Genomic DNA, 25,698 nt, shown 5'->3' with positions numbered 1-25,698 from the left:
TCAGCCGCTGCCGCGCACGTAGATCAGCGCCCCGGCCTGCCGGTCGAGCACGATCATCGCATCGCCATCCGGCACGAAAATCAGCTGCGAAGTCGGGTTCATGATGGCCTGATAGTAGACGCCCTTGACCAGTTCGGTCATGCAGTGTGCCCCAGCCAAACCGGAGTTCAGCACGCTGATCCCCTGCGGCAGATCGCGAGACATGATTTCCTCGGTCAGCGCGTTGGGTGTTTTGCCCCGAACATCGAAATAGACCGGTTTGCCTGCCGAGAGCATATTCATGCCCGTCGCCATCGACCGTGCCCGGGACACCAACGAGCTGATGCGCGGGCTTTCGATGTAGAAGACCGCCGCAGTGCAACTGCTTGAGGATTCGAAGAAATAGGTCTCGCCCAGCTTGACCCAGGGCGCGATCTGAGCGCGCACTTCCTCTTCCTTGTCCAGCGCACAGGCCGCCAGCACCAAAAGGCCCGACAGCAGACTGACAGCAATGCGGATCATGTGGCGCCTCCGGAAACCCTTGATACCTCTCGCGTGCGGGCTGGACGCGGCACGAAACCGCCCCCACCATGCAGGAGCGGTCGCGGGCCCATCGCCCCGTTCGGATTAATCTGCCAGCCAATTCTGAAGAATTCGTGCATGGGTTGTCATACCCCGCACAAAAAAGGGCAGCTCCGGCCTCAGGGCGATGCCTTGTCCGGCCTCGCAGGCGGACTCGCGGGGCAGATCGCCCCGCAAACCCTCCGGCAAGTATGGCTGCCCTCTGGTGCACCTTATTCGAACTCCATGATGACATCGTCCACAGCGAGGCTGTCACCGGCGCTTGCGTTGACCTTGGACACAATCCCCTTGCGTTCGGCGCGCAGGATGTTTTCCATTTTCATCGCTTCAACGGTGCAAAGCGGCTGGCCTTCCTGCACTTCCTGACCAACCTCGACATCGACTTTGACGATCAGGCCAGGCATCGGGCAGAGCAGCATCTTGGAGGTGTCCGGCGGCAGCTTCTCGGGCATCAGGCGCGCGAGTTCCGCCTGACGCGGCGTGCGCACGTGCACCTTCAGATCGGCGCCGCGGCTGCGGATGCGGAAGCCGCCAGAGATCTTGCCAACCTTCAGAACCAGCCCGCTGTCATCCGTCGAAACCCGCGCCAGCTGATCGCCCGGCGTCCAGTCCGAAGCCACCCGGACCGTCTCCCCGTCGGCAAAGCGCACGGTAGAGCCGGAGGGATCTGCCTCGATTGTCACATCGAAGGACTGGCCCTGAAGCGTCACAACCCAATCGGTTCCCACCTTGCGTTCGTGGTTGTCCATACGGCCCGACACACGAGTGCGGCGGATTTCGGCGACGCGGTGCATGGCTGCGGTGGCAGCTGCGATGCGGCGCAGCTCTGCCTCGGGCAGTTCGACGCCTTCAAACCCGTCCGGGTACTCTTCGGCGATAAAGGCGGTGGTCATATCACCGCTAACGAATTTCGGATGATCCATCACAGCCGACAAGAACGGCAGGTTGTGACCGATGCCCTCAACCTCGAACCCGTCCAGCGCATCACGCATGGCGGCAATCGCTGCCTCACGGGTAGGAGCCCAGGTGCAAAGCTTGGCGATCATCGGATCGTAATACATCGAGATCTCGCCGCCCTCGTAGACGCCGGTGTCATTCCGCACTGCGACGGGACCTTCGGGGGCATCACCCTGCCATTTGCCGTTTTCCAGCAGCGGGCCAGAGGCTTGCTCTGCCGGGGGACGATAACGGGTCAGACGACCGATGGAGGGCAGGAAGTTGCGATAGGGATCTTCGGCGTAAAGGCGGTTTTCAATCGCCCAACCGGTCAGTTTCACATCATCCTGAGTAATGCTGAGCGGCTCACCACCGGCGACACGGATCATCTGCTCCACCAGGTCAACGCCAGTGATCAGCTCGGTCACGGGGTGTTCCACCTGCAGGCGGGTGTTCATTTCCAGGAAATAGAAGTTCTTGTCGCCATCAACGATGAATTCCACCGTACCGGCAGAGGCATAGCCCACCGCCTTGGCCAGGGCGACTGCCTGCTCACCCATCGCCTTGCGGGTGGCTTCATCAAGGAAAGGCGACGGCGCTTCTTCGACGACTTTCTGGTTCCGGCGCTGGATCGAGCATTCGCGCTCCCCCAGATAGATGCCGTTGCCGTGGGTGTCGCAGAGCACCTGAATTTCGATGTGGCGTGGCTGTGTGACGAATTTCTCGATAAAGATCCGGTCATCGCCAAAAGAGTTCGCCGCCTCGTTCTTGGAGGACTGGAAGCCTTCGCGGGCCTCCTCGTCATTCCATGCAATCCGCATGCCTTTGCCGCCGCCACCGGCAGAGGCCTTGATCATCACCGGGTAGCCGATCTCGTTCGAGATCTTCACCGCCTCATCGGCGTCCTCTATGAGGCCCATGTAGCCGGGAACCGTGCTGACGTTTGCCTCCTGAGCAATCTTCTTGGAGGTGATCTTGTCACCCATGCTTTCGATGGCCCCTACGGGGGGGCCGACAAAGGCGACGCCCTCGGCGGCCAGCGCCTCGGCGAATTTGGAGTTCTCCGACAGGAAGCCATAGCCGGGATGCACCGCCTGGGCGCCGCTCTGGCGGATGGCCTCCATGACCTTGTCGATCACGATATAGGACTGGTTCGCGGGCGGCGGGCCGATGTGCACGGCCTCATCCGCCATCTGAACATGCAGCGCCTGCTTGTCCGCATCAGAATAGATGGCAACGGTCTTGATGCCCATTTTGCGCGCCGTCTTGATGACGCGGCAGGCGATCTCGCCCCGGTTGGCGATCAGGATCTTATCAAACATTGGCAGTCCCTTGTTCTCTTTTGAGCCGGAATGCAGAACGCCGCCCCCGGGACGTACCCGGACGCGGCATCTGCGCGGTGGTTGAACCGGCCTCGAGGGGCCGGAATGTCAGGGCAAGGGCCGCGGCAATGCGATCAGCATTTGCCAGGGTTTTCCTTGCAGTAGATGAGATTTGCAGCTGTGCCGACAGCGGCGCCGGTGACCGGGTTGCCGTCGAGCAACAGCGAGCCGAGCGCGCCTGCGCTGGCGCCATAGACGACCTGCTCGCCGGTTGACTGCCCACAGGCCGCCAATCCGCCGCACAGGGCCAGGAGCGAGAGTATCCGTGTTGCCTGCATTGCCGTTTTCCTTTTCTGACCGAATTTATCTGGCCAGAAAAGATTGCAGGACGCCCAACGAGCCGCAACGCGCGGGGCCTCTGGATGCCGGAATGAGCGATGGACCGCCCGCTTTCCCGCAGCCTGTGGCGGGGTTCCGCGCACTGGATGCACTCAAGGAACGGGCAAATATTGCGGCGCAGAAAAAGAGGCAGGCCGCGGATGGGGGCGCGGTCCTGCCCATCCAAGTCAAGGGACTGGAACAGATGCGTGACAGCGCGAGCATTCCGTACTGTCACATCCAGAATGCAGCTATTGGCAGGGGTGGAAAGCCCGGTGTTCTGCAACGCCACTGACTGCGCAGCTTCCCGCTGAAAGGCGCGCCCCATGTGCGAATTCACGCCGACGCAGCGCACAGAATCCCGGCATTGGCCGCCAAACAGGCGGACGGACGGACCACCAGGCACCGGGCCTGCCGCGCATTCGCGCAGCGCCGTGATATGGTAGCCCGCCAGAGCCATCAATCTGCGGTCCCGTCAAAGGCTTCAGGGAAGGACAAACGCGCGACATCCACATCGATGACAAGCAGCGCCTCGTAATCTTCGGGATCAAAGGGATCTTCGGCGGCCACGACTTCGCGCCCGAACAGCCAGCTCAGCCGCCCGGCATCAAGGTTGCCCCGTTCGAAAGGCTGGTCGCCAAAATTCTCCCACAGCGCCCGCATAAAGGCCGCGTCGGCCCTGCGGTCCGGCGGACGCCGGTCGCGGAACCGCTCACGCTGAGTGATCGGCGTGACCCCTTTGGGGTTTGGACGACGAATGGTGAACTGGAAATCGGTACCCGGAAGACGGCCGGGAAACCCGCGGTGTTTCAGCATGGTGATGCCTCCAGTCCGGCACCCCGCGCGGCGACTGGGGCCGGCCACAGGGCCGGACCCCTGACGATGTTACTTGTATTTGCCGGTGTAGGTCGGTTCGACCGAGATGGGCTCGGGCTCCACCACGACAAATTCTTCTTCTTTTGAGCCGCATGCAGCGACGGTCGCCAGCAAACCAGCCAGCGTGAAAAGCTTGATGCTCTTGGACATTTCTGTCTCCTGATTATTGTCCTGAAACCCGCCGAGGGAAGTACCTCTGCAGGGTTCGACCTCAATATGCGGACGGCATTTGCGCCGCCCAGCTGCATCATAGCCGAATGACAGGTCTTTTCACATCGAAAACACGCGGAGCGGTAGCTTTGTGATCGCAAAGCCGCAGGCAAAGGTGCACTACAGTCGAGGGTCGCAAGATCTTGTAGATACATCAGAAACCCTCCCAGATGCAGGTGTCGCCACTCGGACGATAGGCTTCGAAATACTGGGTGGCGGCGGGATCCTGCACACCAAAGGGCACAGCGCGATCGGCAAATGAGATGACGATACGTTCCGGCTGCAGCGCGTGTTCCTGCATATAGGAGAGCGCCAGTTCCTGGCACAGGTGATCCATATCGGCCATCGCCTGATCATGGGTGGCTGTGCCGCCATTGCGGGAAATCTGCGGCGCCACGAAACGCAAGCGCAGCCACAGTGCACCAGGATCACGATCCAGCAGCACTTCAGACAGGGTGACCGGCTGACCAGAAGGTACGGAAATGGGCGCCACTCCGGCCTCACCTGCCGAAGCGGCAGACGCTGCGATCATATTCAGGAAACCAGAAACGACGGCCACAAAATATCCGCAGCCCCGACCCCAAAAACGATGGGCTCCTCCTGCCGGGGCTGCAGGCGCTGCGCACGCGGCGCGCGCTGTCCTTATGCCGATGAGGCGGATCATGGAGCCGATTCGCCCTCTGTGTCAAACGTTGTTACAAATTTGTGCAAAATGATTTGCCCAAGCGGCATTCTTTGGCGCCGCACAAATCTCGCACACGCATATGCAGAGTTGTGGGTTATTGCCTCTCCCACGGCTCGGGAAGGGCCACCGAAAAGGGCGCACATCAGGAAAGTCACAGATCCGCCCCCTGCCCGCGCGCCGCATGGCGCAGCCAGCGCCCGCGGTTTGCCGGTTTTTCCAGCACAGCTTCAATCCGCTCGGCCAGCACCGGAGACACCAACCCCAGGACGCGACCGCCAGCCGTCACCCTGACGCCCTCGGCGGTCTGCGCCACCCGAACCACCGGAGAGAACCCCCGCACGTCCTGCAACGCCCGCCACATATCCTGCCGGATCTGATGCGCCAGCCGCAACGGATCCGCCTTGGGCAGATCCGCGGCCACCGCCACATCGAACCGAGGCGGGCGCTGCCGACAGAGTGTCAGAGCCCCCTCCTCGCGCAGGATATGCCACGAACGCGCCATCAGCAGATCACAACGGGATGTTGTCGTGTTTCTTCCACGGATTCTCGAGCTTCTTGTTACGAAGGCTCGCGAAGGCCCGGCTGACCCGCTTGCGGGTGGATTGCGGCATGATCACCTCGTCGATGAAGCCGCGCTCGGCCGCGACAAAGGGGTTGGCGAAGCGGTCTTCGTAATCCTTGGTGTGGGCCGCGATCTTGTCGGCATCGCCCAGATCGGCGCGGTGAATGATTTCGGTCGCGCCCTTGGCGCCCATCACCGCAATTTCAGCTGTCGGCCAGGCATAGTTGAAGTCGCCGCGCAGGTGTTTGGAGGCCATCACGTCATAGGCACCGCCATAGGCCTTGCGAGTGATGACGGTCACTTTTGGAACCGTGGCTTCGCCATAGGCAAACAGCAGCTTGGCACCGTGTTTGATGACACCGCCATATTCCTGCGTGGTGCCCGGCAGGAAGCCCGGCACGTCGACCAGCGTCAGGATCGGGATTTCGAAACAATCGCAGAAGCGCACAAAACGCGCTGCCTTGCGGCTGGAGTCGATGTCGAGGCAACCGGCCAGAACCATTGGCTGGTTGGCGACAACACCCACGGTCTGCCCTTCGAGGCGAATAAACCCTGTGATGATGTTCTTGGCGAAATCTTCCTGGATCTCGTAGAAATCACCTTCGTCCGCGACCTTGGTGATGAGCTCCTTCATGTCGTAAGGCGTGTTCGGGTTTTCCGGGATCAGGGTATCGAGACTCTCCTCGATCCGGCCCGGCTCATCAAAGAAGGGGCGCACCGGCGGCTTTTCGCGGTTGTTGAGCGGCAGGAAATCGACCAGGCGGCGCACTTCGGCCAGTGCTTCGACATCGTTTTCAAAGGCGCCATCGGCAACCGAGGATTTCTTGGTGTGGGTCGAGGCACCGCCCAGCTCCTCGGCGGTGACGACCTCATTGGTAACGGTTTTCACCACGTCGGGGCCGGTCACGAACATGTAGGAGCTGTCTTTGACCATGAAGATGAAGTCGGTCATGGCAGGCGAATAGACCGCGCCGCCCGCGCAGGGGCCCATGATAACCGAGATCTGCGGCACCACGCCCGAGGCCATGATATTGCGCTGGAACACTTCAGCATAACCGGCGAGCGAGGCAACGCCCTCCTGAATACGGGCACCACCGGAATCATTGATGCCGATCACCGGCGCGCCGTTCTGCACGGCCATGTCCATGATCTTGCAGATCTTCTGGGCATGGGTTTCGCTGAGCGAGCCGCCGAAGACGGTAAAGTCCTGGCTGAACACATAAACCATGCGACCGTTGATGGTGCCCCAGCCGGTGACGACGCCGTCGCCTGCGGGTTTTTGTTTTTCCATACCAAAATCGGTGCAGCGATGCGCGACGAACATGTCGAACTCTTCAAAGCTGCCTTCGTCCAGCAACAGATCAATCCGTTCGCGCGCTGTCAGCTTGCCGCGTCCATGCTGCGCATCGATCCGCTTTTGCCCACCGCCCAGCCGCGCGGTACCGCGGCGCTCTTCCAGCTCGGAAAGGATATCTTTCATGGCACAGGTCCCCTTTAGATTTCCGGGGGACCATAGCCCGGGGGCCGTCTGGGCCAAAGCTCTTTGTCGCAAATTTGCAAATCGTTTGCATACGCCATAAGCAAATTTGCATATTTCGCAAAATCCTCGGCATTTTCCGGCTGCAAACCGCCGGTCTTGGCGCACCGCGCGCTAGCGCCTCTTTCCTCAACCCCGACCCGGCAGTAAGCTTCTGATCAGTAACCGTCGATCCCGGTAACCAGTGAGGAGAATGATCAGATGCTGAGCCAAGCGGAAATCATCAAGGCCCTGCAATTCGCCCGCTTTTACGACAGCGATCCATTGAACTCGACTGGCGCTCCGCGGCTCGAGATCACCTATCAATATGCCGGTACGCAGCAGCCGGGTGACCTCCCCACAGACACCACCTACAGCGGCTGGCGGGATTTCACGACCGCCGAGAAGGCCAATTTCGAGGCCGCGCTGGCGCATATCGAGAGTTTTCTGAACGTCGAATTTACCGAGGTCAGCGGTGAGGACGATCCGGATATCAACGTCGGCGCAGTCACCCTGTCCGGCAACACCTCGGGCTATGGCGGTTACGGTGTCAGCTATTATGACACCACCATTACCGAATGGGACGGCTTCGTAGTCTTTGACGAGAGCCGCGATCTGTCCTCCGCCGATGCAATGAATCTGCTGCTGCACGAACTGGGCCACGCGATGGGCCTGCGACACACTCGACCCGGACGCCAACCTGCCGGAGGAATACGACAGCAACCTTTATTCCATCATGTCCTACACTACCAACCCGATCAACGGCCAGGACAGCGATGCGATGATGCTGTTCGACGTCCTGGCGCTGCAGGACATCTGGGGCTCAGCCGACTACAACACCGGCGACACCCGCTACACCGGATCGCGCACCAATACCGTTGATGCGATCTGGGACAGCGGCGGAGAGGACACCCTTGATGCGAATGGCCGGGCGGATGGCGTTGTCTTTGACTTGCGCGCGGGCAGCTTCTCCAGCTTTGATGCCGAAAGCGACGTGGTGATCACCTTTGGCAGCGAGATCGAGAACGCCACCGGCGGGCTTGGCGATGACCGCATGACCGGCAATGGCGGCAACAACACCCTTCTGGGCGGCGGCGGCAAGGACACGATCTTTGGCCAAAGAGGCAGCGACCAGCTCGAAGGCGGCGCCAGCCGGGATCGCCTGTTTGGCCAGGGTGGGCGTGATGATCTGGAAGGCAACGCCGGACGGGACGTTCTTCGCGGCGGCAACAGCAAGGATTTCCTGAGCGGAGGCGGACACCGGGACCGGCTTTTCGGCGGCAATGGCAACGATACGCTGAAAGGCAACGGCGGCAACGACATCCTGAACGGTCAGTCCGGCAATGACAGGCTGTTCGGCGGTCGCGGAGATGACAAGTTCGTGTTCAACAACAGCTTCGGCAACGATACCATCGTTGGTTTCGCCGATGATGCCGACAGTCTGGAAATCACGGGCCACGGCGATCAGGCCACCCTCCTTGCCGCGGCAAGTGACACGGACAAAGGCGTTTTGTTCGACTTTGGCGCCGACACCCTGTTGGTCAAGGGCATTACGCTGGCCGATATTAGCGACGACATTCTGATCTGACGGCATCGCCATTCGGCACGGGGCAGATTGATGGCCCCGCCCGCGCACAGGGGGTGTGTAATATCACCAATAGACAATTTGTCGCTGCTGCACTAACCCCTTAGCATGACAACTACTCCGCGCATGAACACCTCTCCCCGGGCGCCCCGAACGGCGCCCCATATCGGTACGCTCATCCTTCTGGCCGGCATCTCTGCCCTCGCGATGAATGTCTTTCTGCCTTCCCTGCCGGGCATGGCAGTATATTTTGAGGTCGACTACCGGCTGATGCAGCTCTCCGTCGCGCTTTATCTGGCGGTGAACGCGGTGGTGCAGATTCTGGTTGGCCCGATTTCGGACAAGATGGGCCGCAGACCTGTGATTCTTGCCAGTATTGTCCTGTTCCTGCTGGCCACACTCGGCTGCATCTTTGCCCCGAATGCGGAAATTTTTCTGTTCTTCCGAATGGCACAGGCTGCGATTGCCGCCACCATGGTGCTGAGCCGTGCCGCGGTGCGCGACATCTACGACACCGACAAGGCTGCCAGCATGATCGGCTATGTCACTATGGGCATGGCTGTGGTCCCGATGATCAGCCCCGCGATCGGCGGGATTCTGGACCAGATCTTTGGCTGGCAGGCCAACTTCTGGCTGCTGGTGGTGCTGGCACTGGGCACCTACGCGCTGACCTATTTCGATTTTGGGGAAACCGCGCAGAAAAGCGGCAAGACCCTGCTTGCGCAGTTCAAGGAATACCCCGAACTGTTCCGCTCGCCGCGCTTCTGGGGGTATTCGCTGGCCTCTGGACTGGCCTCCGGCGCCTTCTTTGCCTACCTCGGCGGCGCGCCCTTTGTCGGCACACAGGTCTATGGCCTTGACCCGGCGACGCTCGGCATCTGTTTTGCCGCGCCCGCAGTCGGGTACTTCCTGGGGAACTTTGTTTCCGGGCGATTTTCCATGGCCTTCGGCGTCAACCGTATGGTGCTCTGGGGCTGTATCATCAACGGGGTCGGCGTTGCTATCTCTCTGGGGATCGCGCTGGCCGGGCTGGACAGTCTTTATACCTTCTTCGGCTTCATGACCTGCGTTGGCCTCGGCAATGGCATGGCCATCCCGAATGCCACCGCCGGCGCGATTTCCGTGCGCCCGCATCTGGCCGGGTCTGCCTCGGGCCTTAGCGGGGCTATCATGATCGGCGGCGGTGCGGGCCTTAGTGCGATGGCAGGCTGGGTTCTGGTGCCCGGCGCGACCGCCGTGCCGCTGCTGGCCATCATGTTCGTCACCGCAGTGCTCGGGCTTCTGGCTATTGTCCTCGTGATCCAGCGCGAAAAATCGCTGCAGCTCTAGCGCCTTGCCCCCTTGAGTTTGCAATTATACACTGCAAGTGGAGTTCATTTGCAAAGGTAGACCCAATGGCCACCCAAAAGCTTTATGCCGGTGCCAAGCTGCGCGAGATGCGGACACGGCTTGAGCTGACGCAAAAGGATTTTGCCGCCAAGCTGGGTGTCTCCCTGCCCTATCTCAACCAGATGGAGAACAACAACCGTCCGGTGTCGACCACCGTGGTGCTGGCTCTGGCGCAGGAGTTCGGCATGGATGTCACCGAGCTGAGCACCGGTGACAGCGAGCGCCTGGTCAGCGACATGCGTGAGGCGATGGCGGACCCGGTCTTTGCCGATGACCCGCCGCCTTTGGCCGATCTGCGCCTGACCGCATCGAACGCACCGGCGCTGGCGCGCGCCTTCCTGACGCTGCACCGGGCCTACCGGCAGACCCACGAACGGCTTGCCTCTCTTGATGAGGCACTGGGGCGCGAGGATGCCCGCATCCAGGCCAGCCCTTGGGAGGAAGTGCGCGATTTCTTCCATTATTGCGACAACTACATCGACGCGGTGGACCGGGCCGCAGAACGCTTTGCCGGCGCGGCAGACGTGCGCGCTGCGGCGCTGTCTGCGCTGGAAAACGCCGGGATCACGGTTCAGATGACGGATATGACCGGGCTGCGCAGCTACGACGCCGAGAGCCGCACATTGAGGCTCTCAAACCGCAGCGCCCCCTCTACTCAGGTATTTCAGCTGCTGCTGCAGGTGGCGCTGCTCAGCCAGGACAGCCTGCTGGAGGCGACGCTGGATTTTGCCCGCTTCCAGACCAGCGAAGCCCGCGCCATCGCCAAGATCGGCCTCGCCAATTATTTCGCGGGCGCCGCCCTGATGCCCTATGGCCGGTTCCTCGCCGCTGCGCAGGAGACCCGCCACGATCTGGAGCGACTGGCCACCCATTTTGGCGCCTCGATCGAACAAGTCGCGCACCGGCTATCGACCCTGCAACGGCCGGGCGCCAAAGGGATTCCCTTCTTCTTTGTGCGGGTGGATCAGGCCGGCACCATCACCAAACGCCATTCTGCGACAAGGCTGCAATTTGCCCGCTTTGGCGGTGCCTGCCCGCTGTGGAACGTGCACCGGGCTTTTGAAACGCCGGGCCGGTTCCTGCGCCAGCTGGCCGAAACCCCGGATGGGGTGCGCTACCTGTCGCTGGCCCATGACGTATCCAAACCGGGGGGCTCCTTCGGCTCTCCGGTACGGCGTTATGCCATCTCCCTGGGCTGTGAGGTGCGCCATGCCGATGCGCTGATCTATGCGGATACGCTGGATGTGAACAACGCCTCGGCCTATGAGCCGATCGGCATTTCCTGCCGCATCTGCGAACGCAAGGACTGCCATCAGCGGTCTGTTCCGCCGCTGGAGCGCCGTCTTAGCATCAATGCCGATGCGCGTGGCGTACTGCCCTACGAGGTCAGCTGACACAAAATGGGGCCCGCATTGCGGACCCCGGAACTTTTTACCAACGCTCTGTGCTTCAGGCCTTTTCGGACAGAAGGCTCCAGATTTCGTCCTTGAGTGCGGCACGTTTCTTGCGCATCTCAACCTCGGCCAGCTCCTCGACCGGCTCCACATTGGTTTCGGCACGGTGCACGGCGCGGTTCACCTCGTGATACTCATCCGCAAGCTTGGCGAAATGAGCATCGGATTGTTTCAACTGGCTGATCAGCTCCGCCTTGTCGGGGAATTCCTGGGCCAGTTCATGAGGCGTGTTGGACATCTGTTCGCTCCTTTATCTGTATTGTTTGACAGGACATTAGATGCTGGTTTGAAACCTCACTTTGACCGGGATCAAATCAAAGGCCCGCAAGCAACATTTCTGCTGCGCTTGAAACAGGGGCGCATCAGATCCAACAGAAAACCGCCCCGCTGCGTGGTGCAGGGGGCGGCCTTATCAAACAGTAATTGAGGGACTTACCTCTGGGCGGCTTGCCAACCCGGATGGAACCAGGGTTCGGCATTTGAAGACGGCAGGCGGCGCCCCAAAATGTGATCTGCGGCCTTTTCGCCCGTCATGATCGACGGGCCGTTGAGGTTGCCATTGGTAATGCGCGGGAAGATCGAGCTGTCCGCCACCCGCAGGCCATCGACGCCGATTACGCGGCATTCGGGATCCACAACCGCCATCGGGTCATCCTCTGCTCCCATCTTGCAAGTGCCACAGGGGTGATAGGCGCTTTCGGCATGCTCGCGGATGAAACTGTCGATCTCATCGTCGCTCTGCAGTTCATTGCCGGGCTGGATCTCATGCTTGACGAAAGGTTTGAAGGCATCCTGCGAAAAGATCTCCCGCGTCAGGCGGATGCATTTGCGGAAATCCTCCCAATCCTGCTCGGTGCTCATGTAGTTGAACAGGATCTTCGGCGCCGCCTTGGGATCAGAGGAACGCAGGCTGACATTCCCGCGCGAGGGTGATCGCATGGGGCCGACATGGGCCTGGAACCCGTGCCCTTCGGCGGCAGCCTGACCGTCATAGCGCACCGCCATCGGCAGGAAGTGGTACTGGATATCCGGATACTCCACCCCCTTGTCCGAGCGGATGAAGGCCGCGCTTTCGAATTGGTTGGAGGCGCCAAGACCTGTCTTGGTGAACAGCCACTGCGCCCCGACTAAACCTTTGCCCAGAAGGTTCCAGTATTTGTAAAGGGTAATCGGCTGGCTGCAGGCCATCTGCATGTAGACCTCAAGATGGTCCTGAAGGTTCTGCCCCACGCCTGGACGATCCGCCACTACGTCAATCCCGTGTTCGGCCAGATGGGCCGCCGGTCCTATGCCGGACAGCATCAGCAGTTTCGGCGAGTTCAGCGAGGACGCCGAGACGATCACTTCGCGGTCTGCCCGGATCACCTCGACCTTGCCGCCGCGCTCCACCTCGACCCCGGTGGCGCGACCCTCTTCGATCACGATACGGCGCGCCAGGGCGCGGATGACATCGCAGGTGTCCCGCTTCAGCGCCGGCCTAAGATAGGCATTGGCCGCCGACCACCGCCGTCCCTTCCAGACGGTCATCTCCATCGGGCCAAAGCCTTCCTGCTGCTGACCGTTATAGTCCCCGGTTACCGGATAACCGGCCTGCCGCCCGGCCTCGACAAAGGCATCGTGCAGCGGATTGTCGCGCGGGCCGCGGCTGATGTGCAGCGGACCATCGGTGCCGCGCCAGTCGGGATCGCCGCCATGGCCACCATCGTGCCAGGTTTCCATCCGTTTGAAATAGGGCAGCACATCCGCATAGGACCAACCCCGGGCGCCGCTTTCGGCCCAGTGGTTGTAATCGCCGGCATGGCCGCGCACATAGACCATCCCGTTGATCGAGGAAGAGCCTCCGATCACCTTGCCACGCGGGCAGACCAATTCGCGCCCGCCCAGATGCTGTTCCGGCTCGGATTTATAGCCCCAGTCATAAAGCGACATGTTCATCGGATAGGACAGCGCCGCAGGCATCTGGATAAAGGGCCCCATATCGGTGCCCCCGTGCTCGATCACCAACACCCGGTGCCCGGCCTCGCTCAGCCGGTAGGCCAGCGCACAACCAGCAGATCCGGCGCCCACAATCACATAATCAGCGTTCATCGCATTTCTCCGTCACCGGTCAACGACCCGTCCAAACCTGGCCTGCCCCCTGCCCCGATTGCCCTTCCGGGCGACGGGGCGGGTGGGTGGGCGTTGACCGGAAGGGCAATCAGAAGGCCGCCTCGACATCGCCCATGCGCACATAGACGGATTTGACCTGGCTGAAGTGTTTGATGGCTTCCTTGGAGTTCTCGCGCCCCACACCGCTGGCCTTGACCCCGCCAAAGGGCGCTTCGACCGGCGCGTCGTTGTAGGAGTTGATAAAGCAGCTGCCTGCCTCCAGCGCCCCGATCACCCGGTGAGCCCGAGTGAAATCACGAGTAAAGACACCTGCGGAGAGGCCGAATTCCGTGGCATTGGCGCGTTCGATCACCTCTTCCTCGGTTTCGAAATCCAGAACCGACATCACCGGACCAAAGATCTCTTCGCGCGCGATCACCATATCGTCCGTCACGTCAGCAAAGACGGTCGGCGCGATGAAATAGCCGGGCCGGTCCACACGTTCGCCGCCGCAGATCAGGCGCGCGCCCTCGGCCTTACCCTTTTCGATATAACCCAGAACGATCTCCATCTGCCGTTCTGACACCATGGGGCCAAAGTTGACCGCCTCGTCCTGCGGATCTCCCAGAACCGCGCCTTTGGTCCGCTCGGCCAACCGCGCGAGGAACTTCTCCTTGATGCCCTTTTGCACAAAGACCCGGGTGCCGTTCGAGCAGACCTGCCCGGAGGAATAGAAGTTGCCGTTAATCGCACCGCCAACCGCGTTTTCGATATCGGCATCGTCAAAAATGACCAGAGGCGACTTGCCGCCCAGCTCCATGGTGACGTGCTTCATGTCGGCCGCGGCGGCAGCGTAGACCTTTTTGCCAGTCGGTACCGATCCGGTCAGCGACACCTTGTCGACGCGCGGGTCGGCAACCAAGGCTCCGCCAACTTCGCCCATGCCCTGAACCACGTTGAACACCCCTGCAGGTAGGCCTGCCTCGTGCAGGATCTCGGCAACCTTCAGGGCGCAAAGCGTCGTCGTCTCGGAAGGTTTGAACACCATGGCATTGCCACAGGCCAGCGCCGGCGCCGCCTTCCAGCAGGCGATCTGCGTGGGATAATTCCAGGCGCCGATCCCGACGCACAGCCCCAGGGGTTCGCGCACGGTATAAACCCAGTCCTCGCCCAGCGGGATATGCTCGCCAGTGAGGCTGGCGGCCAGACCGCCGAAATACTCCAGCGCATCGGCGCCAGAGGTCGCATCCGCCACCAGCGTTTCCTGCAAGGGCTTACCGGTGTCATAGGTTTCCAGCACCGACAGCTCGTGATTGCGTTCGCGCATGATGTCGGCGGCGCGGCGCAGGATACGGCCGCGCTCGGTACCCGTCATCTTCGCCCAGGCCTTCTGCGCCGCCTGGGCCGAAGCGAGCGCCTCTTCGACGATCTCGGGCGTCGCGGCATGCACGGTGGCGATCTCTTCGCCGGTGGCCGCATAGATCACCGGAATGGCGGTCCCAGCGGTGTTTTCGACGTAGGCGCCATTGATGAAATGGCTGGCCTTCGGGGCTGCGGGATGGGTCATGATATAGGCCTGTCCAGTCTTGAAATTGGGTTATTCGCCGCGCGGGAAGCGGGCGTTTTCCTCAACCACATTGAGATCCATGTGGTTGCGCATGTAACGTTCCGAAGCCTTTTGCAGCGGCTGGTAGTCCCAGGGGTAATAGCCGCCCTGGCGCAGCGCTTCGTAGACGATCCAGCGGCGCGCCTGGCTGGCGCGCACCTCGGCGTCGAACTGTTCCAGGTTCCAGCGCGCTTCGGATTTTGCCCGCAGGGTTTGCAGGGTGCCCGCATGGTCGGGGTGATCCGCCAGATTGGTCAGTTCCTTCGGGTCGGCCTCCAGATCAAACAGCTGATCAGGGTCGAGCGCGCAGCGGTTGTACTTCCACTTGCCATAGCGCAGCGACACCAGCGGCGCATAGGACGCCTCAGCTGCGTATTCGATGGTCACCGGTGCGCTGCGTTCTTCGCCCTTGGCCAGCGGCACAAGGTTCTCGCCGTCGGTCCAGGGAGCGATCTCCTCCATCGATACCCCGGCCAGAACACCCAGCGTCGGGGTGACATCCAGCGTCGATACCGGCGCATCAATACGCCCAGAGGGCAGATCCGGGGCCGAGATCATCAGCGGCACGCGCGAAGAGCCTTCAAAGAAGCTCATCTTGAACCACAGGCCACGCTCTCCCAGCATGTCGCCGTGATCGGAAACGAACAGGATGATCGCCTCCTGACGGGTGGTTTCCAGCACCTCAAGGATCTCACCGATCTTGTCATCCAGATATGAGATATTGGCGAAATAGGCACGGCGCGAGCGGCGGATGTCTTCTTCGGTGATGTCGAAGCTGCGCCAGTCGTTGGCGTCAAAGATGCGCTTGGAATGGGCGTCGTGGTCCTCATACTCCATCGCCGGAACCTCGGGCAGCAGATGCTCGCAATCCTCATAAAGGTCCCAGTATTTCTTGCGCGCGACATAGGGGTCGTGCGGATGGGTAAAGGACACGGTCATCGCCCAGGGACGGTCATCCTTGCCCCGTGCCAGATCGTAAAGCTTGGCCTTGGCGTGATAGGCGACCTCGTCGTCGTATTCCATCTGGTTGGAGATTTCCGCGACGCCTGCCCCGGTCACCGAGCCCATATTGTGATACCACCAGTCGATCCGCTCGCCCGGCTTGCGGTAATCCGGCGTCCAGCCGAAATCGGCCGGGTAGATATCCGTGGTCAGGCGCTCCTCGAACCCGTGCAGCTGGTCAGGGCCGACAAAATGCATCTTACCGGAAAGGCAGGTGTAATAGCCCGCACGGCGCAGGTGGTGCGCGTAGGTCGGGATATCGCTGCGGAATTCGGCGGCGTTGTCATAAACGCCAGTGCGCGAGGGCAATTGCCCGGACATAAAGCTGGCCCGCCCCGGTGCACAAAGCGGCGAAGCGGTATAGGCATTGGCAAAACGCGTCGAGCGCGCCGCCAGTTTCTTCAGGTTGGGCGCATGCAGCCAGTCCACCGGACCATCCGGAAACAACGTCCCGTTCAACTGGTCCACCATCAGGATCAGAATATTGGGTGCAGTCATGCGCCTCTCCTGTTTCATTTTGTGCTGAGCTCCGGCCAATCCGGAAAACGGCAGCTGTTGCTGCGGGTCCTGCCACGCGCGATCTGCACGGCACCCCGGTTCTGTTCTGCCCTACCACGACTTGCCGGTAAGCCAAACAGTTTTTTGTACCGTCATACAAGTTATTGAAGCCACATAACATCGCTTGTATCCGGCGCGCATGTAACGCAAAACTGCGTTATGGGACGAAAACGCATCCGAGATATCCGCAACGAAGAGCTGATCGAAGCCACCATCGTTGCCGTGCACAAGCGCGGTTATGGTGTTGTGACCATGGCCGAAATCGCCGCTGAAGCCGGAGCCTCGGCGGCGTCGATCAACTATTACTTCGGCTCCAAGGAAGGGCTGATGGAAGCCACGATGCGGCATCTGTTGCGCAAGCTGCGGACCGCCATGGTCGAAGGCTACGCCACCGCGCGCACGCCGAAAGAACGGCTATACGCGGTGATGGATGCGAACTTTTCCGACAATCTGTTCACCGTGACGCAATGCAGCCTGTGGATGCAGTTCTGGGCCAATGCGCCCTACTCGCCGCGTCTGTCGCGGCTGCACCGCATCAACAGGACCCGGGTGCGCAGCCATTTTCTGGCCGAACTGCGGCATCTTCTGCCCGAGGCAGAGATTGAAACCGCGCGGCAGGCCCTGCAGTGCTATATGGACGGCGTCTGGCTGCAGACCGCGCAGTCCGAAGGTCCGGTCGATCCCGAAGCCGCACGGCGCGCAGCGCACCGTGTCGTGGATCTGGCCCTGTCATAAGACCGGCCCAACCACCTACAGTCAGGACCTTCAGACCTTGGTCGCAGGCACCGGCGGTGTGATGGCGCGGCGCTTCAACACCGCCTCGCGCCAGGTGATGAAACTGATCGCCCCAAGGATCAGCGCACCGCCCGAAACCACCCAGATGTCGATCGCCTCGTCAAACACCAGCGCCCCCAGAAGCGTCGCCCAGATCAGCTGCAGGAAGGTCACCGGCTGCGTCACCGCAACCGGCGCCGCCGAGAAGGCAAGCGTCATCGTGTAGTGCCCCGCCGTGGCGAAACAGGCCACCGCAAAGAGAATGCCAAGCTCAGCCAGTGTCGGGGTCACCCAGACCGCCGCCGCAAAGGGCGCCAGCCCCGCCGTCACCCAAAGCGACAGCATGGCTACCACCACAACCGGATTGGTACCGTCCACGGTGAATTTGGCCAGCAGATAAGAGCCGCCAAACACCACCGCCGCTGCCAGCATTGCGATATGCCCGGGTGAGATTTCCCGAAACCCTGGCCGCAGGATGATCAGCGCACCAATCAAAGCCGCGATGATCGCCGCGATCCGGCGCAGGGCCAGTTTCTCACCCAGAAACACAGCCGCCCCGATGGTGACATAGACTGGCGCCAGATAGTTCATCGCCGTGACCTCGGCCAGCGGGATCTGAGTCATGGAAAAGAACCACAGCATCACCCCAAGCGTATGCAGAACGCCGCGTCCAGCAAACAGTCCCCACAGCTTGGGCGTCAGCTTGGCCTGACGCAGCGCGCCAATCATCGGGATCAGGAACACCAGCCCCAAAAGGTATCTGAGGAAAGCGGATTCGGCAGGGGGGATCCGACCGCCCAGATATTTGACCAATGCGGTAACCGCGACAAAGTTCAGCCCGGTCACCAGCATCCAGAAAATGCCCATCACGGGATTAGTGTCCCGGTCTTTTGTCTGCTGCGCATCACTCATGACGCCAGACAGAACACCCAAACGGCAAAGGGTACAACCCTGAACATGGCAATTATTTTCGGCATCCACCTTTGCCCGCGAAGCGCTCTGCCTCGCCCAGCACTTGCCCTCCCTCAGATCAACAGGAGGTTCGCTGCAATGGCCCACATTGTCAGCCCGACAACTGCCTCAAGCACCTGCCAGGACCGGGGCTTGGCAAACACAGGCGCCAGCAGACCCGCGCCATATCCAAGGGAAAAGAAAAACGTGAAACTTGCCAAAACGGCCCCAAGGCCAAAGATCAGCGGCGCCGGATCCTGCGCCGAGATCGTGCCCAAGAGAACCACCGTATCGAGATAGACATGCGGGTTGAGCCAGGTCAGCGCCAGCACCGTCGCCAGAACCGGCAGCAGAGGCGCGCTCTGATTGCCTTGCCCCGCCGCCTCCAGCACGGCGCCGCCGCGCCAGGCCGCCAGCAGACTGCGCGCGCCATACCAGATCAGGAAAGCAGCCCCGCCAAAGCGCATGATGGTCTCGATCCCCGGCAGCGCCTGCGTCAGCGATCCAAACCCCAGAACCCCGGCATAGATCAGAACCGCGTCCGAACCTGCACAGGTCAGGCAGATCCAGAACACATGCTGCCGCCGCAGCCCTTGCCGCAGCACAAATGCGTTCTGCGCCCCGATCGCGAGGATCAGGCTAAAGCCGAGGGCAAATCCGGAAGCAAGGCTGGCTGACATGCTGGGCGTCTTTCTGCTGGAACTCTTCGCGCTTTGACTATGCGCCCCAGTCCGGATAATCCAATTAAATATGATAACCTGGATTAAGCACAGCTAATGCAACTCGACCCCAATCACCTTTCCGCGCTCCGGGCCGTTTTACACCATGGCTCGTTCGAAGCTGCGGCCCATGCCCTTGGGGTGACGCCCTCGGCCATTTCACAGCGGATCAAGGCGCTGGAGGACCGTACCGGCATCGCACTGGTCCTGCGCGGTGTGCCCTGCACCGGCACGGCGGCGGGGCTGAGGATTGCCAAACACGCCGAGGATATCGGCCTTCTTGAGGCGCAGCTGGCGCGGGAGCTGGCGCTGGAAAACGGCACGGCCCCGGTGCGTCTGCGCATCGCGGTCAATGCCGACAGCCTTGCCAGCTGGTTCATCGACGCGATGGCCGGAACTGACGGCGTGCTGTTCGATCTCCTGGTGGACGATCAGGATCACAGCGCCGACTGGCTGAAGCGCGGCGAGGTCTCAGCCGCGGTCACCGCCAGCACCCGGCCCGTGCCCGGGTTTGATGCCTACCCGCTCGGCACGCTGGACTATGCGGCAACCGCCAGCCCGGACTTCATGGCGCGCTGGTTTCCAGACGGCGTCACGCCAGAGGCCGCTGCCGAGGCGCCCTGCATGATCTTTAACGCAAAGGACAGACTGCAGCAGCAGTGGCTGGAGCGGAACGTGGCACCCCGGTTGTCGCCGCCCGCGCACTACCTGCCCTCTACCCAGGCTTTTATCGAAGCCGCAGCTGCCGGTCTCGGCTGGGGCATGAACCCGCTTTCCATCATCGGGGAAGAGCTGCACAGCGGCCGTCTGGTGCCACTCATCCCCGACACAATCCTGCGGGTTCCGCTCACGTGGCAGGTGGCGCGGGTGATGGCGCCTGCCCTTGCAGAGGTCACCCGGTCTGTGCAGACATCAGCGCGACGGCATTTGACCCAAGACCGTTAAGACCAATCGGAAAGACCCCTCATGTTTTCACAAGACTCTCTCAGCTATGATCCGCTGCCATTGCCCGACCGGGCCGCGTACACGGATGCGCAGATGCAGGAAAAGGCGACTGAGTTTCTCGCCCATATGCAGCGGCGCCACACGGTGCGCGATTTCACAGATCAGCCGGTGCCCCGACAGGTGATCGAGGACTGCATCCGGGCGGCGGGCACCGCGCCATCGGGCGCCAACCACCAGCCCTGGTTCTTTGCGGCCGTTTCGAACCCAGAACTGAAGGCCCGGATCCGCGCCGAGGCTGAGGAAGAAGAACGCAAGTTCTATGCAGGCGGCGCTGGCGATGAATGGATCAAGGCGCTTGAGCCGATCGGCACCAATGAAGACAAACCGCATCTGACCATCGCGCCCTGGCTGATCGTGGTCTTCGCCCAGCGCTGGGGCGAGTTTGCGGACGGCACCCGTTACAAGAACTACTACGTGCCCGAAAGCGTGAACATTGCCACCGGCGTTTTGCTGACGGCGCTGCATACCGCTGGTCTGGTCAGCCTGACCCACACGCCGAACCCGATGAAGTTCCTCAATGGCGCCCTGGGTCGCCCGGCCTCGGAAAAGCCTACGATGATCATCGCTGTAGGCCATCCGGCAGAAAATGCTATGGTTCCCTCAGTCGCCAAGTTCAAAAAACCTCTGGAGGAGATTTGCCAGGTCTTCGAATGACAGAAAGCCCGGTGTGACACCCGGGCCAGCCTCTCTGCGGCGCAGCCTTGGCCTGCACGTGGTTCTGCCACGGGCCGGGGTTCTGCTGGTCTGGCTGGCCCTCAATCATTTCTTCTGGCTGCCCGTGTCACTGGCCTGGGCGCTGATCGCGGCAGATGGGGTGCTGCTGGCCTGGCAAAGCCGCGATTTGCTGCGCAGCACGGACGGGCACATCCGCAGCACCGGATCGATGGCGCCGGTCTGGGGCAGCTATCTCGTTCTATTGTTTGCAGGATTTGCAACACTGACGCAGTGGTGGGGCGCCCTGCTGACTGCCGGACAGGTGGAAACCCTGCCCTATGCCCAGCAGCAGGAACAGGCGCGCCAGCAGCTCTATAGTCTGACCCTGTCCGATGATGGCCGCACCCTGATCTTTACCGGCGAGATCACCCACGGGCTGACCCGGCGCATTACAGCCACGCTGGACGCGGCACCAGAGGTCCGCTCCCTGCATCTGACCGGCCCCGGCGGGCTGATCTACGAGGCGCGCGGCGTGGCCAAGCTGATCCGGACCCGTGGCCTTGATACCCAGGCTGCCGACCTCTGTGCCTCGGCCTGCACAGTGATCTTTGCCGCTGGGCAGGAGCGCCTCCTCGCCCCCAAGGGACAGCTCGGATTTCACGGCTATGCACTGATGTTCGAAGGTGGGCTGCCGCAACTGGACCTGAAGAAAGAGCAGGAGAAGGACCTGTCCTTTTTCCTGCAGCAGGGCATCAGCGAAGGGTTTGTGCAGAGGGTCTTTGAGGTGGCCAACTCCGACCTTTGGATACCGGAGCACGCGGAACTGCGCGCCGCGGGCGTGATCACCGCCGGGGCCGACTGAAAAGCTCAAAACGCCACAATTGCGGTGCCTTTTACGGTGCTGACACGTTACAGGCCGGTTTTTCTTGCGCGATGCATTCCCCGTGCCTAGCCTGAAATCGTTCAAATTCAGGATATGTTATGCGCTTTGTCACTGCCGGTTTATGCCTCGCCTTCTCTGCCGCTCCTGCCTTTGCAGGCCTTGAAATCTGCAACGATGCCGGGCGCAGCCTCAGCGTGGCGATCGGATACGCCGATGGCGACACCTGGGTATCCAAGGGATGGTGGAACATCGATGCGGGCGATTGCAAGACGCCGCTCGGCGGGGATCTGAAGAATCGCTACTATTACTACCGTGCCAATTCTTCGGGTTCGGCCTTTGCCAGCGGTGATTTCACCTTCTGCACCACCTCACAGGCCTTCACAATATCGGGAGATTCCGAGTGTGCCGCACGGGGATATGAGAGCACCGGCTTCCGCAAACTGGACACCGGCAAGACCGCGAAACAGTTCACCCTGACTCTGGTGGACAATTCCACCAGCAAGAGCGAAACCACACCGAAGCCCGCCCCTCCGCCACCGGCACCTGCTCCAGCCACAGGCCCCGCCCCGGCGGGCACCTATGGCGAGCCCTATTCCAACATGGCCAACCTGCAGGACTGCACCTATGAGGGCGCCCGCACCTGCAGCTTTCATGCCGACGGCACCAAGTTCTACGTCTCCGATGACGGGCGCACGCCGCAGTTCGTTTTTGCCATCATGGAGAAACTGGACCCCGGCACGCCCATCGAGGTTCAGGGCGATCTGGAAGCCATTTACGACCGCAGCGCGGATGTTGTGCTGCGCGATATCACCATTCGTCCCTGGACCAACGCGGATTCAATCCTGAACCGGATGCAAGGCAGTTGGTACTCGGTCGATGATCCCAATTCCCAGTTCAACATTCTGGGGTCTGAGCGCGACAACACATATGACGGTGCCATCACCGGACGCGACTATATTTCCGTGTCAAACTGGTGCGACAGTTTTCAGGGCGCAGGCCCCTACCTTTACGCGCGCGAAGAAGAGACCGGCGAGAGCTACTGCTATGCCATCGACAGCATGTCCGATTTCGAAATGACGCTGATGTATCTGCCCGGCGGTAATTTCCTGAGCTACCGCAAGCTGGACTGACCTTTCGGCCCAAAGGAACTTAAACGCAAAAGGCCCGCCAGATTGGCGGGCCTTTTTATTCTACTGCGAAGCGTATGATGCCGCGTTACAGCTGCGCCATGACCTCGTCCGAGGCTTCGAAGTTGGTGGTGACACGCTGCACGTCGTCGTCATCTTCCAGCGCATCGACCAGCTTCATCAGCTTCTGCATGCCTTCCAGGTCCAGCTCGGTGGTGGTGGTCGGCTTCCAGATCAGCTTGGTCGATTCAGACTCGCCCAGTTCCGCTTCGAGCGCGTTGGACACATCGTTGAGATCGGTGTCGGCGCAATAGATGATATGGCCGTCTTCCGAGCTTTCGACATCCTCGGCGCCCGCTTCGATGGCAGCCATCATCACGGTGTCCGCATCGCCAACCGAAGCGGGATAGGTCACCTCACCCTTGCGGTCGAACATGAAGCCGACCGAGCCGGTCTCGCCAAGGTTGCCGCCGTTCTTGGTAAAGGTCGAGCGCACCGTCGAAGCGGTCCGGTTCTTGTTGTCGGTCATCGCCTCGACGATCACCGCAACGCCGTTCGGCCCGTAGCCTTCATAGCGGATCTCGTCATAGTTTTCCGCATCGCCGCCGATCGCCTTTTTGATCGCGCGTTCGATCACGTCCTTGGGGACCGATTGGCTCTTGGCCTCTTTCACCGCAAGACGCAGGCGCGGGTTCTTTTCAGGATCCGGGTCGCCCATCTTCGCGGCCACGGTGATTTCCTTGGCCAGCTTGGAAAAAAGCTTTGAACGCGCGGCGTCCTGACGACCCTTGCGGTGCTGAATATTCGCCCATTTTGAGTGGCCTGCCATGCGCCAGCCTCCATTTCTACCGATTGATCTTGTCGGGGCGTTTGATACAGCCCTGCATCGCGGGCCGCAAGAGATTGGTGCCAAAGCCACCTCAGCAGCACGCCTCAAAGCTTCAGGCACACAAATCCGTCCGGCTTTCAGGCCAGTACTGGCATCGGCTGCGGCTTTGCGCGACACTGCCCCCATTACCGGAATGACTGTCCCGGCGTTTGCAGGGCTTCATGCCGGATTTAACCAGGGACAGGCAGCAATGACATTTGACCAAGGCATTCTTTTCACCATCTTCGCAGCGGTCTTCGGGATGCTGCTCTGGGGGCGCTACCGCTATGATCTGGTGGCCTTTTCAGCGCTGATGGTGGCGGTGGTGATCGGCGTCGTCCCGGCCAAGGATGCCTTTGCCGGTTTCGGCCATCCCGCGACGCTGGTGGTGGCACTGGTGCTGATCGTCTCGGCCGGGTTGGTGCGGTCTGGCGCGGTGTTCCTGATCACCCGCACGCTGGTCGACAGCAGCCGCGCCCTGGGCCTGCATATCAGCTTGATGGGCGGGATCGGCGCGGTCCTGTCGGCCTTCATGAACAATGTAGCTGCGCTCGCCCTGTTGATGCCGGTGGATATCCAGACCGCGCGCAAGGCGGGCCGCGCGCCGGGGCTGAGCCTGATGCCGCTGAGTTTTGCGACGATCCTTGGCGGTATGGTCACGCTGATCGGCACCCCGCCCAATATCATTATCGCCTCGATCCGCCATGAAGCCCTTGGCGAACCCTTCCAGATGTTCGACTTTGCCCCGGTCGGCCTCGTTGCCTCGGTTGCCGGTCTCGCCTTCGTGGCCTTGATCGGCTGGCGCCTTATCCCGCAGCGCAAGAACGCCGCCGGCGCGTCAGAGGCGCAAATCGCCGATTACATCGCCGAATTGACGGTGCCCGAAGAGTCCCCCCTGATCGACAAGCGCCTGGGAGAGCTGGACAGCGAGGCGGAAAAGGCGGACGTCGCGATCCTGGGTCTGATCCGGGACGGCAAACGGCTTTATGGTCGTGCCGCGGCATACAGCCTGCGGGCCGCCGACACGCTGGTGATCGAAGCCACGCCCGAGGCGCTGGACGAATTCCGCACCGCGCTGTCGCTCGACTTTGCCGATGCCGCGCGGCAGGAAAAACTGACCGCCGCGGGCGAAGGTCTGGAGCTGGTCGAGGTGGTGGTGCCGGAAACCGCGCGGGTCAACGGGCGCAGCGCCCAGGCCGTCGGCCTTGCATGGCGCCAAAGCACGGTTCTGCTGGGTATTTCCCGGCAAGGGCGGCGTCTGACCAGCCACATCCGCCAGATCACCATCGAACCGGGCGATATCCTGTTGCTGCTCTGCCCGCGCGACCGCAGCGCGGATGTGACTGATTGGCTTGGCTGCTTGCCGCTGGCGGCGCGGGGGTTGTCCGTCACCGCCAATGACAAGACCTGGATGGCCATCGGCCTGTTTGCTGCGGCGGTGGCGGCGGCCTCGGTGGGCCTTGTCTACCTGCCGGTGGCCCTGGGCCTCGTGGCGATTGCCTATGTGCTGACCAAGATCCTGCCGGTGGCGGAGATCTACGACCATGTGGAATGGCCCGTGGTCGTCCTTCTGGGCTCGATGATCCCACTCGGCGCCGCGCTGGACAGTTCCGGCGGCACGCAGCTGATCGCCAACGGTCTGATCGGTCTGACCGAAGGTCTGCCTGCCTGGGCGATCCTGACCGTACTGATGGTGGTCACAATGACGCTGTCAGATGTGCTGAACAACACGGCCACGGCGATTGTCGCGGCCCCGGTGGGCATCCAGATGGCAACGGCGCTGAATGTCTCCCCGGACCCGTTCCTGATGGCGGTCGCCGTGGCGGCCTCTGCGGCCTTCCTGACCCCCATCGGACACAAGAACAACACGCTGGTGCTGGGTCCCGGTGGCTATCAATTCGGCGATTACTGGCGCATGGGCCTGCCGCTGGAAATCCTGGTGATCGCGGTTTCGATCCCGGCCATCCTGTTCTTCTGGCCGATGTGACC

26 protein-coding genes are annotated in these 25,698 nt (G+C 61.6%); 11 read left to right on the top strand and 15 right to left on the bottom strand.

Annotated elements, in window-relative coordinates; translation table 11 throughout:
- The 3 genes from C6W91_RS13625 to C6W91_RS13615 all read right to left on the bottom strand — a co-directional run bounded on the left by C6W91_RS13625 (position 1) and on the right by C6W91_RS13615 (position 3,157).
- On the bottom strand, positions 1-501 hold the full coding sequence (locus C6W91_RS13625; protein ID WP_065270750.1) for a hypothetical protein: 501 nt from the start codon (positions 499-501) through the stop codon (positions 1-3).
- 272 nt (positions 502-773) lie between these two features.
- Positions 774-2,819 carry an acetyl/propionyl/methylcrotonyl-CoA carboxylase subunit alpha gene (locus C6W91_RS13620; protein ID WP_274838643.1) on the bottom strand — a complete coding sequence of 682 codons (2,046 nt, stop codon included), beginning with the start codon at positions 2,817-2,819 and terminating at the stop codon, positions 774-776.
- Between the two features lie 134 nt (positions 2,820-2,953).
- Entirely contained in the window at positions 2,954-3,157 is a 204-nt protein-coding gene (locus C6W91_RS13615) for a hypothetical protein (protein ID WP_065270752.1), read from the bottom strand.
- A gap of 92 nt (positions 3,158-3,249) precedes the next feature.
- On the opposite strand from C6W91_RS13615, the gene C6W91_RS13610 reads away from it, so the two are divergent.
- Positions 3,250-3,492 (top strand): hypothetical protein, encoded by a 243-nt coding sequence (locus tag C6W91_RS13610; RefSeq protein WP_274838642.1) that lies wholly within the window; start codon positions 3,250-3,252, stop codon positions 3,490-3,492.
- 164 nt (positions 3,493-3,656) lie between these two features.
- On the opposite strand, the gene C6W91_RS13605 is transcribed toward C6W91_RS13610, so the two are convergent.
- The 5 genes from C6W91_RS13605 to C6W91_RS13585 all read right to left on the bottom strand — a co-directional run bounded on the left by C6W91_RS13605 (position 3,657) and on the right by C6W91_RS13585 (position 7,010).
- Positions 3,657-4,013 carry a hypothetical protein gene (locus C6W91_RS13605; RefSeq protein WP_274828367.1) on the bottom strand — a complete coding sequence of 119 codons (357 nt, stop codon included), beginning with the start codon at positions 4,011-4,013 and terminating at the stop codon, positions 3,657-3,659.
- Positions 4,014-4,082: 69 nt separating this feature from the next.
- Positions 4,083-4,223, bottom strand: coding sequence for a hypothetical protein (locus C6W91_RS13600; protein ID WP_165832697.1), 141 nt, complete (start codon positions 4,221-4,223; stop codon positions 4,083-4,085).
- Between the two features lie 214 nt (positions 4,224-4,437).
- Complete coding sequence (locus C6W91_RS13595; RefSeq protein WP_342455904.1) at positions 4,438-4,815, bottom strand: DUF6497 family protein; 378 nt, start codon at positions 4,813-4,815, stop codon at positions 4,438-4,440.
- 304 nt (positions 4,816-5,119) lie between these two features.
- Entirely contained in the window at positions 5,120-5,470 is a 351-nt protein-coding gene (locus C6W91_RS13590; protein WP_274832506.1) for a hypothetical protein, read from the bottom strand.
- 7 nt (positions 5,471-5,477) lie between these two features.
- The gene (locus tag C6W91_RS13585; RefSeq protein ID WP_065270757.1) at positions 5,478-7,010 is read right to left on the bottom strand and encodes an acyl-CoA carboxylase subunit beta; all 1,533 of its coding nucleotides are present in this window, start codon (positions 7,008-7,010) and stop codon (positions 5,478-5,480) included.
- 258 nt (positions 7,011-7,268) lie between these two features.
- Between C6W91_RS13585 and C6W91_RS13580 the strand changes: the two genes are divergently transcribed.
- The 4 genes from C6W91_RS13580 to C6W91_RS13565 all read left to right on the top strand — a co-directional run bounded on the left by C6W91_RS13580 (position 7,269) and on the right by C6W91_RS13565 (position 11,414).
- Positions 7,269-7,928 (top strand): matrixin family metalloprotease, encoded by a 660-nt coding sequence (locus tag C6W91_RS13580; RefSeq protein WP_370570932.1) that lies wholly within the window; start codon positions 7,269-7,271, stop codon positions 7,926-7,928.
- Positions 7,828-8,634, top strand: coding sequence for a calcium-binding protein (locus C6W91_RS13575; protein WP_370570936.1), 807 nt, complete (start codon positions 7,828-7,830; stop codon positions 8,632-8,634). The genes C6W91_RS13580 and C6W91_RS13575 overlap by 101 nt, the downstream gene beginning before the upstream one ends.
- A 123-nt stretch (positions 8,635-8,757) precedes the next feature.
- Positions 8,758-9,960, top strand: coding sequence for a multidrug effflux MFS transporter (locus tag C6W91_RS13570; protein ID WP_274839035.1), 1,203 nt, complete (start codon positions 8,758-8,760; stop codon positions 9,958-9,960).
- 65 nt (positions 9,961-10,025) lie between these two features.
- Positions 10,026-11,414 carry a short-chain fatty acyl-CoA regulator family protein gene (locus C6W91_RS13565; RefSeq protein ID WP_065270760.1) on the top strand — a complete coding sequence of 463 codons (1,389 nt, stop codon included), beginning with the start codon at positions 10,026-10,028 and terminating at the stop codon, positions 11,412-11,414.
- A gap of 55 nt (positions 11,415-11,469) precedes the next feature.
- Here C6W91_RS13565 and C6W91_RS13560 read toward each other — a convergent pair whose 3' ends face one another.
- From C6W91_RS13560 to betC, 4 genes are all read right to left on the bottom strand, one after another.
- The gene (locus tag C6W91_RS13560; RefSeq protein WP_274828360.1) at positions 11,470-11,712 is read right to left on the bottom strand and encodes a YdcH family protein; all 243 of its coding nucleotides are present in this window, start codon (positions 11,710-11,712) and stop codon (positions 11,470-11,472) included.
- A 194-nt stretch (positions 11,713-11,906) separates the two neighbouring features.
- Positions 11,907-13,562 (bottom strand): choline dehydrogenase, encoded by a 1,656-nt coding sequence (gene betA, locus C6W91_RS13555; protein ID WP_274838639.1) that lies wholly within the window; start codon positions 13,560-13,562, stop codon positions 11,907-11,909.
- A gap of 109 nt (positions 13,563-13,671) precedes the next feature.
- Positions 13,672-15,129, bottom strand: coding sequence for a betaine-aldehyde dehydrogenase (gene betB / locus C6W91_RS13550; RefSeq protein WP_274838638.1), 1,458 nt, complete (start codon positions 15,127-15,129; stop codon positions 13,672-13,674).
- Between the two features lie 30 nt (positions 15,130-15,159).
- Positions 15,160-16,668 (bottom strand): choline-sulfatase, encoded by a 1,509-nt coding sequence (gene betC / locus C6W91_RS13545; RefSeq protein WP_274838637.1) that lies wholly within the window; start codon positions 16,666-16,668, stop codon positions 15,160-15,162.
- A gap of 219 nt (positions 16,669-16,887) precedes the next feature.
- Between betC and betI the strand changes: the two genes are divergently transcribed.
- Positions 16,888-17,463 carry a transcriptional regulator BetI gene (gene betI, locus C6W91_RS13540; protein WP_065270764.1) on the top strand — a complete coding sequence of 192 codons (576 nt, stop codon included), beginning with the start codon at positions 16,888-16,890 and terminating at the stop codon, positions 17,461-17,463.
- 30 nt (positions 17,464-17,493) lie between these two features.
- On the opposite strand, the gene C6W91_RS13535 is transcribed toward betI, so the two are convergent.
- Both C6W91_RS13535 and C6W91_RS13530 read right to left on the bottom strand, forming a co-directional pair.
- Positions 17,494-18,414, bottom strand: coding sequence for a DMT family transporter (locus C6W91_RS13535; RefSeq protein ID WP_274828356.1), 921 nt, complete (start codon positions 18,412-18,414; stop codon positions 17,494-17,496).
- Between the two features lie 113 nt (positions 18,415-18,527).
- Positions 18,528-19,133: a LysE/ArgO family amino acid transporter gene (locus C6W91_RS13530; protein ID WP_274838636.1), complete on the bottom strand. Its 606-nt coding sequence runs from the start codon at positions 19,131-19,133 to the stop codon at positions 18,528-18,530.
- Positions 19,134-19,229: 96 nt separating this feature from the next.
- Between C6W91_RS13530 and C6W91_RS13525 the strand changes: the two genes are divergently transcribed.
- From C6W91_RS13525 to C6W91_RS13510, 4 genes are all read left to right on the top strand, one after another.
- Positions 19,230-20,117 carry a LysR family transcriptional regulator ArgP gene (locus tag C6W91_RS13525; protein ID WP_274838635.1) on the top strand — a complete coding sequence of 296 codons (888 nt, stop codon included), beginning with the start codon at positions 19,230-19,232 and terminating at the stop codon, positions 20,115-20,117.
- A 21-nt stretch (positions 20,118-20,138) separates the two neighbouring features.
- Positions 20,139-20,831: a nitroreductase family protein gene (locus C6W91_RS13520; protein WP_274832497.1), complete on the top strand. Its 693-nt coding sequence runs from the start codon at positions 20,139-20,141 to the stop codon at positions 20,829-20,831.
- Between the two features lie 13 nt (positions 20,832-20,844).
- Positions 20,845-21,693, top strand: a complete 849-nt coding sequence (locus C6W91_RS13515) for a hypothetical protein (RefSeq protein WP_274838634.1) — start codon at positions 20,845-20,847, stop codon at positions 21,691-21,693.
- A gap of 119 nt (positions 21,694-21,812) precedes the next feature.
- Complete coding sequence (locus C6W91_RS13510) at positions 21,813-22,844, top strand: DUF1036 domain-containing protein (RefSeq protein WP_274838633.1); 1,032 nt, start codon at positions 21,813-21,815, stop codon at positions 22,842-22,844.
- An 85-nt stretch (positions 22,845-22,929) separates the two neighbouring features.
- Here C6W91_RS13510 and C6W91_RS13505 read toward each other — a convergent pair whose 3' ends face one another.
- A complete protein-coding gene (locus tag C6W91_RS13505) occupies positions 22,930-23,670 on the bottom strand; it encodes a YebC/PmpR family DNA-binding transcriptional regulator (protein ID WP_065270771.1) in 741 nt (246 codons plus the stop codon).
- 250 nt (positions 23,671-23,920) lie between these two features.
- Here C6W91_RS13505 and C6W91_RS13500 point away from each other — a divergent pair, with 250 nt between their 5' ends.
- Positions 23,921-25,696, top strand: a complete 1,776-nt coding sequence (locus C6W91_RS13500; protein ID WP_370570930.1) for an SLC13 family permease — start codon at positions 23,921-23,923, stop codon at positions 25,694-25,696.
- Positions 25,697-25,698 lie beyond the last annotated feature (2 nt).

The sequence above is a fragment of the Phaeobacter sp. SYSU ZJ3003 genome (assembly GCF_041300735.1).
Taxonomy (GTDB): Bacteria; Pseudomonadota; Alphaproteobacteria; order Rhodobacterales; family Rhodobacteraceae; genus Phycobacter; species Phycobacter gallaeciensis_A.
This window is presented reverse-complemented; position numbering and strand designations above follow the sequence as displayed.

Bases quoted from the DNA above. Each gene is read 5' to 3' on its own strand.
- C6W91_RS13625 (WP_065270750.1), bottom strand. From the start codon at position 501: ATGATCCGCATTGCTGTCAGTCTGCTGTCGGGCCTTTTGGTGCTGGCG.
- C6W91_RS13620 (WP_274838643.1), bottom strand. From the start codon at position 2,819: ATGTTTGATAAGATCCTGATCGCCAACCGGGGCGAGATCGCCTGCCGC.
- C6W91_RS13615 (WP_065270752.1), bottom strand. From the start codon at position 3,157: ATGCAGGCAACACGGATACTCTCGCTCCTGGCCCTGTGCGGCGGATTG.
- C6W91_RS13610 (WP_274838642.1), top strand. From the start codon at position 3,250: ATGAGCGATGGACCGCCCGCTTTCCCGCAGCCTGTGGCGGGGTTCCGC.
- C6W91_RS13605 (WP_274828367.1), bottom strand. From the start codon at position 4,013: ATGCTGAAACACCGCGGGTTTCCCGGCCGTCTTCCGGGTACCGATTTC.
- C6W91_RS13600 (WP_165832697.1), bottom strand. From the start codon at position 4,223: ATGTCCAAGAGCATCAAGCTTTTCACGCTGGCTGGTTTGCTGGCGACC.
- C6W91_RS13595 (WP_342455904.1), bottom strand. From the start codon at position 4,815: ATGATCGCAGCGTCTGCCGCTTCGGCAGGTGAGGCCGGAGTGGCGCCC.
- C6W91_RS13590 (WP_274832506.1), bottom strand. From the start codon at position 5,470: ATGGCGCGTTCGTGGCATATCCTGCGCGAGGAGGGGGCTCTGACACTC.
- C6W91_RS13585 (WP_065270757.1), bottom strand. From the start codon at position 7,010: ATGAAAGATATCCTTTCCGAGCTGGAAGAGCGCCGCGGTACCGCGCGG.
- C6W91_RS13580 (WP_370570932.1), top strand. From the start codon at position 7,269: ATGCTGAGCCAAGCGGAAATCATCAAGGCCCTGCAATTCGCCCGCTTT.
- C6W91_RS13575 (WP_370570936.1), top strand. From the start codon at position 7,828: ATGATGCTGTTCGACGTCCTGGCGCTGCAGGACATCTGGGGCTCAGCC.
- C6W91_RS13570 (WP_274839035.1), top strand. From the start codon at position 8,758: ATGAACACCTCTCCCCGGGCGCCCCGAACGGCGCCCCATATCGGTACG.
- C6W91_RS13565 (WP_065270760.1), top strand. From the start codon at position 10,026: ATGGCCACCCAAAAGCTTTATGCCGGTGCCAAGCTGCGCGAGATGCGG.
- C6W91_RS13560 (WP_274828360.1), bottom strand. From the start codon at position 11,712: ATGTCCAACACGCCTCATGAACTGGCCCAGGAATTCCCCGACAAGGCG.
- betA (WP_274838639.1), bottom strand. From the start codon at position 13,562: ATGAACGCTGATTATGTGATTGTGGGCGCCGGATCTGCTGGTTGTGCG.
- betB (WP_274838638.1), bottom strand. From the start codon at position 15,129: ATGACCCATCCCGCAGCCCCGAAGGCCAGCCATTTCATCAATGGCGCC.
- betC (WP_274838637.1), bottom strand. From the start codon at position 16,668: ATGACTGCACCCAATATTCTGATCCTGATGGTGGACCAGTTGAACGGG.
- betI (WP_065270764.1), top strand. From the start codon at position 16,888: ATGGGACGAAAACGCATCCGAGATATCCGCAACGAAGAGCTGATCGAA.
- C6W91_RS13535 (WP_274828356.1), bottom strand. From the start codon at position 18,414: ATGAGTGATGCGCAGCAGACAAAAGACCGGGACACTAATCCCGTGATG.
- C6W91_RS13530 (WP_274838636.1), bottom strand. From the start codon at position 19,133: ATGTCAGCCAGCCTTGCTTCCGGATTTGCCCTCGGCTTTAGCCTGATC.
- C6W91_RS13525 (WP_274838635.1), top strand. From the start codon at position 19,230: ATGCAACTCGACCCCAATCACCTTTCCGCGCTCCGGGCCGTTTTACAC.
- C6W91_RS13520 (WP_274832497.1), top strand. From the start codon at position 20,139: ATGTTTTCACAAGACTCTCTCAGCTATGATCCGCTGCCATTGCCCGAC.
- C6W91_RS13510 (WP_274838633.1), top strand. From the start codon at position 21,813: ATGCGCTTTGTCACTGCCGGTTTATGCCTCGCCTTCTCTGCCGCTCCT.
- C6W91_RS13505 (WP_065270771.1), bottom strand. From the start codon at position 23,670: ATGGCAGGCCACTCAAAATGGGCGAATATTCAGCACCGCAAGGGTCGT.
- C6W91_RS13500 (WP_370570930.1), top strand. From the start codon at position 23,921: ATGACATTTGACCAAGGCATTCTTTTCACCATCTTCGCAGCGGTCTTC.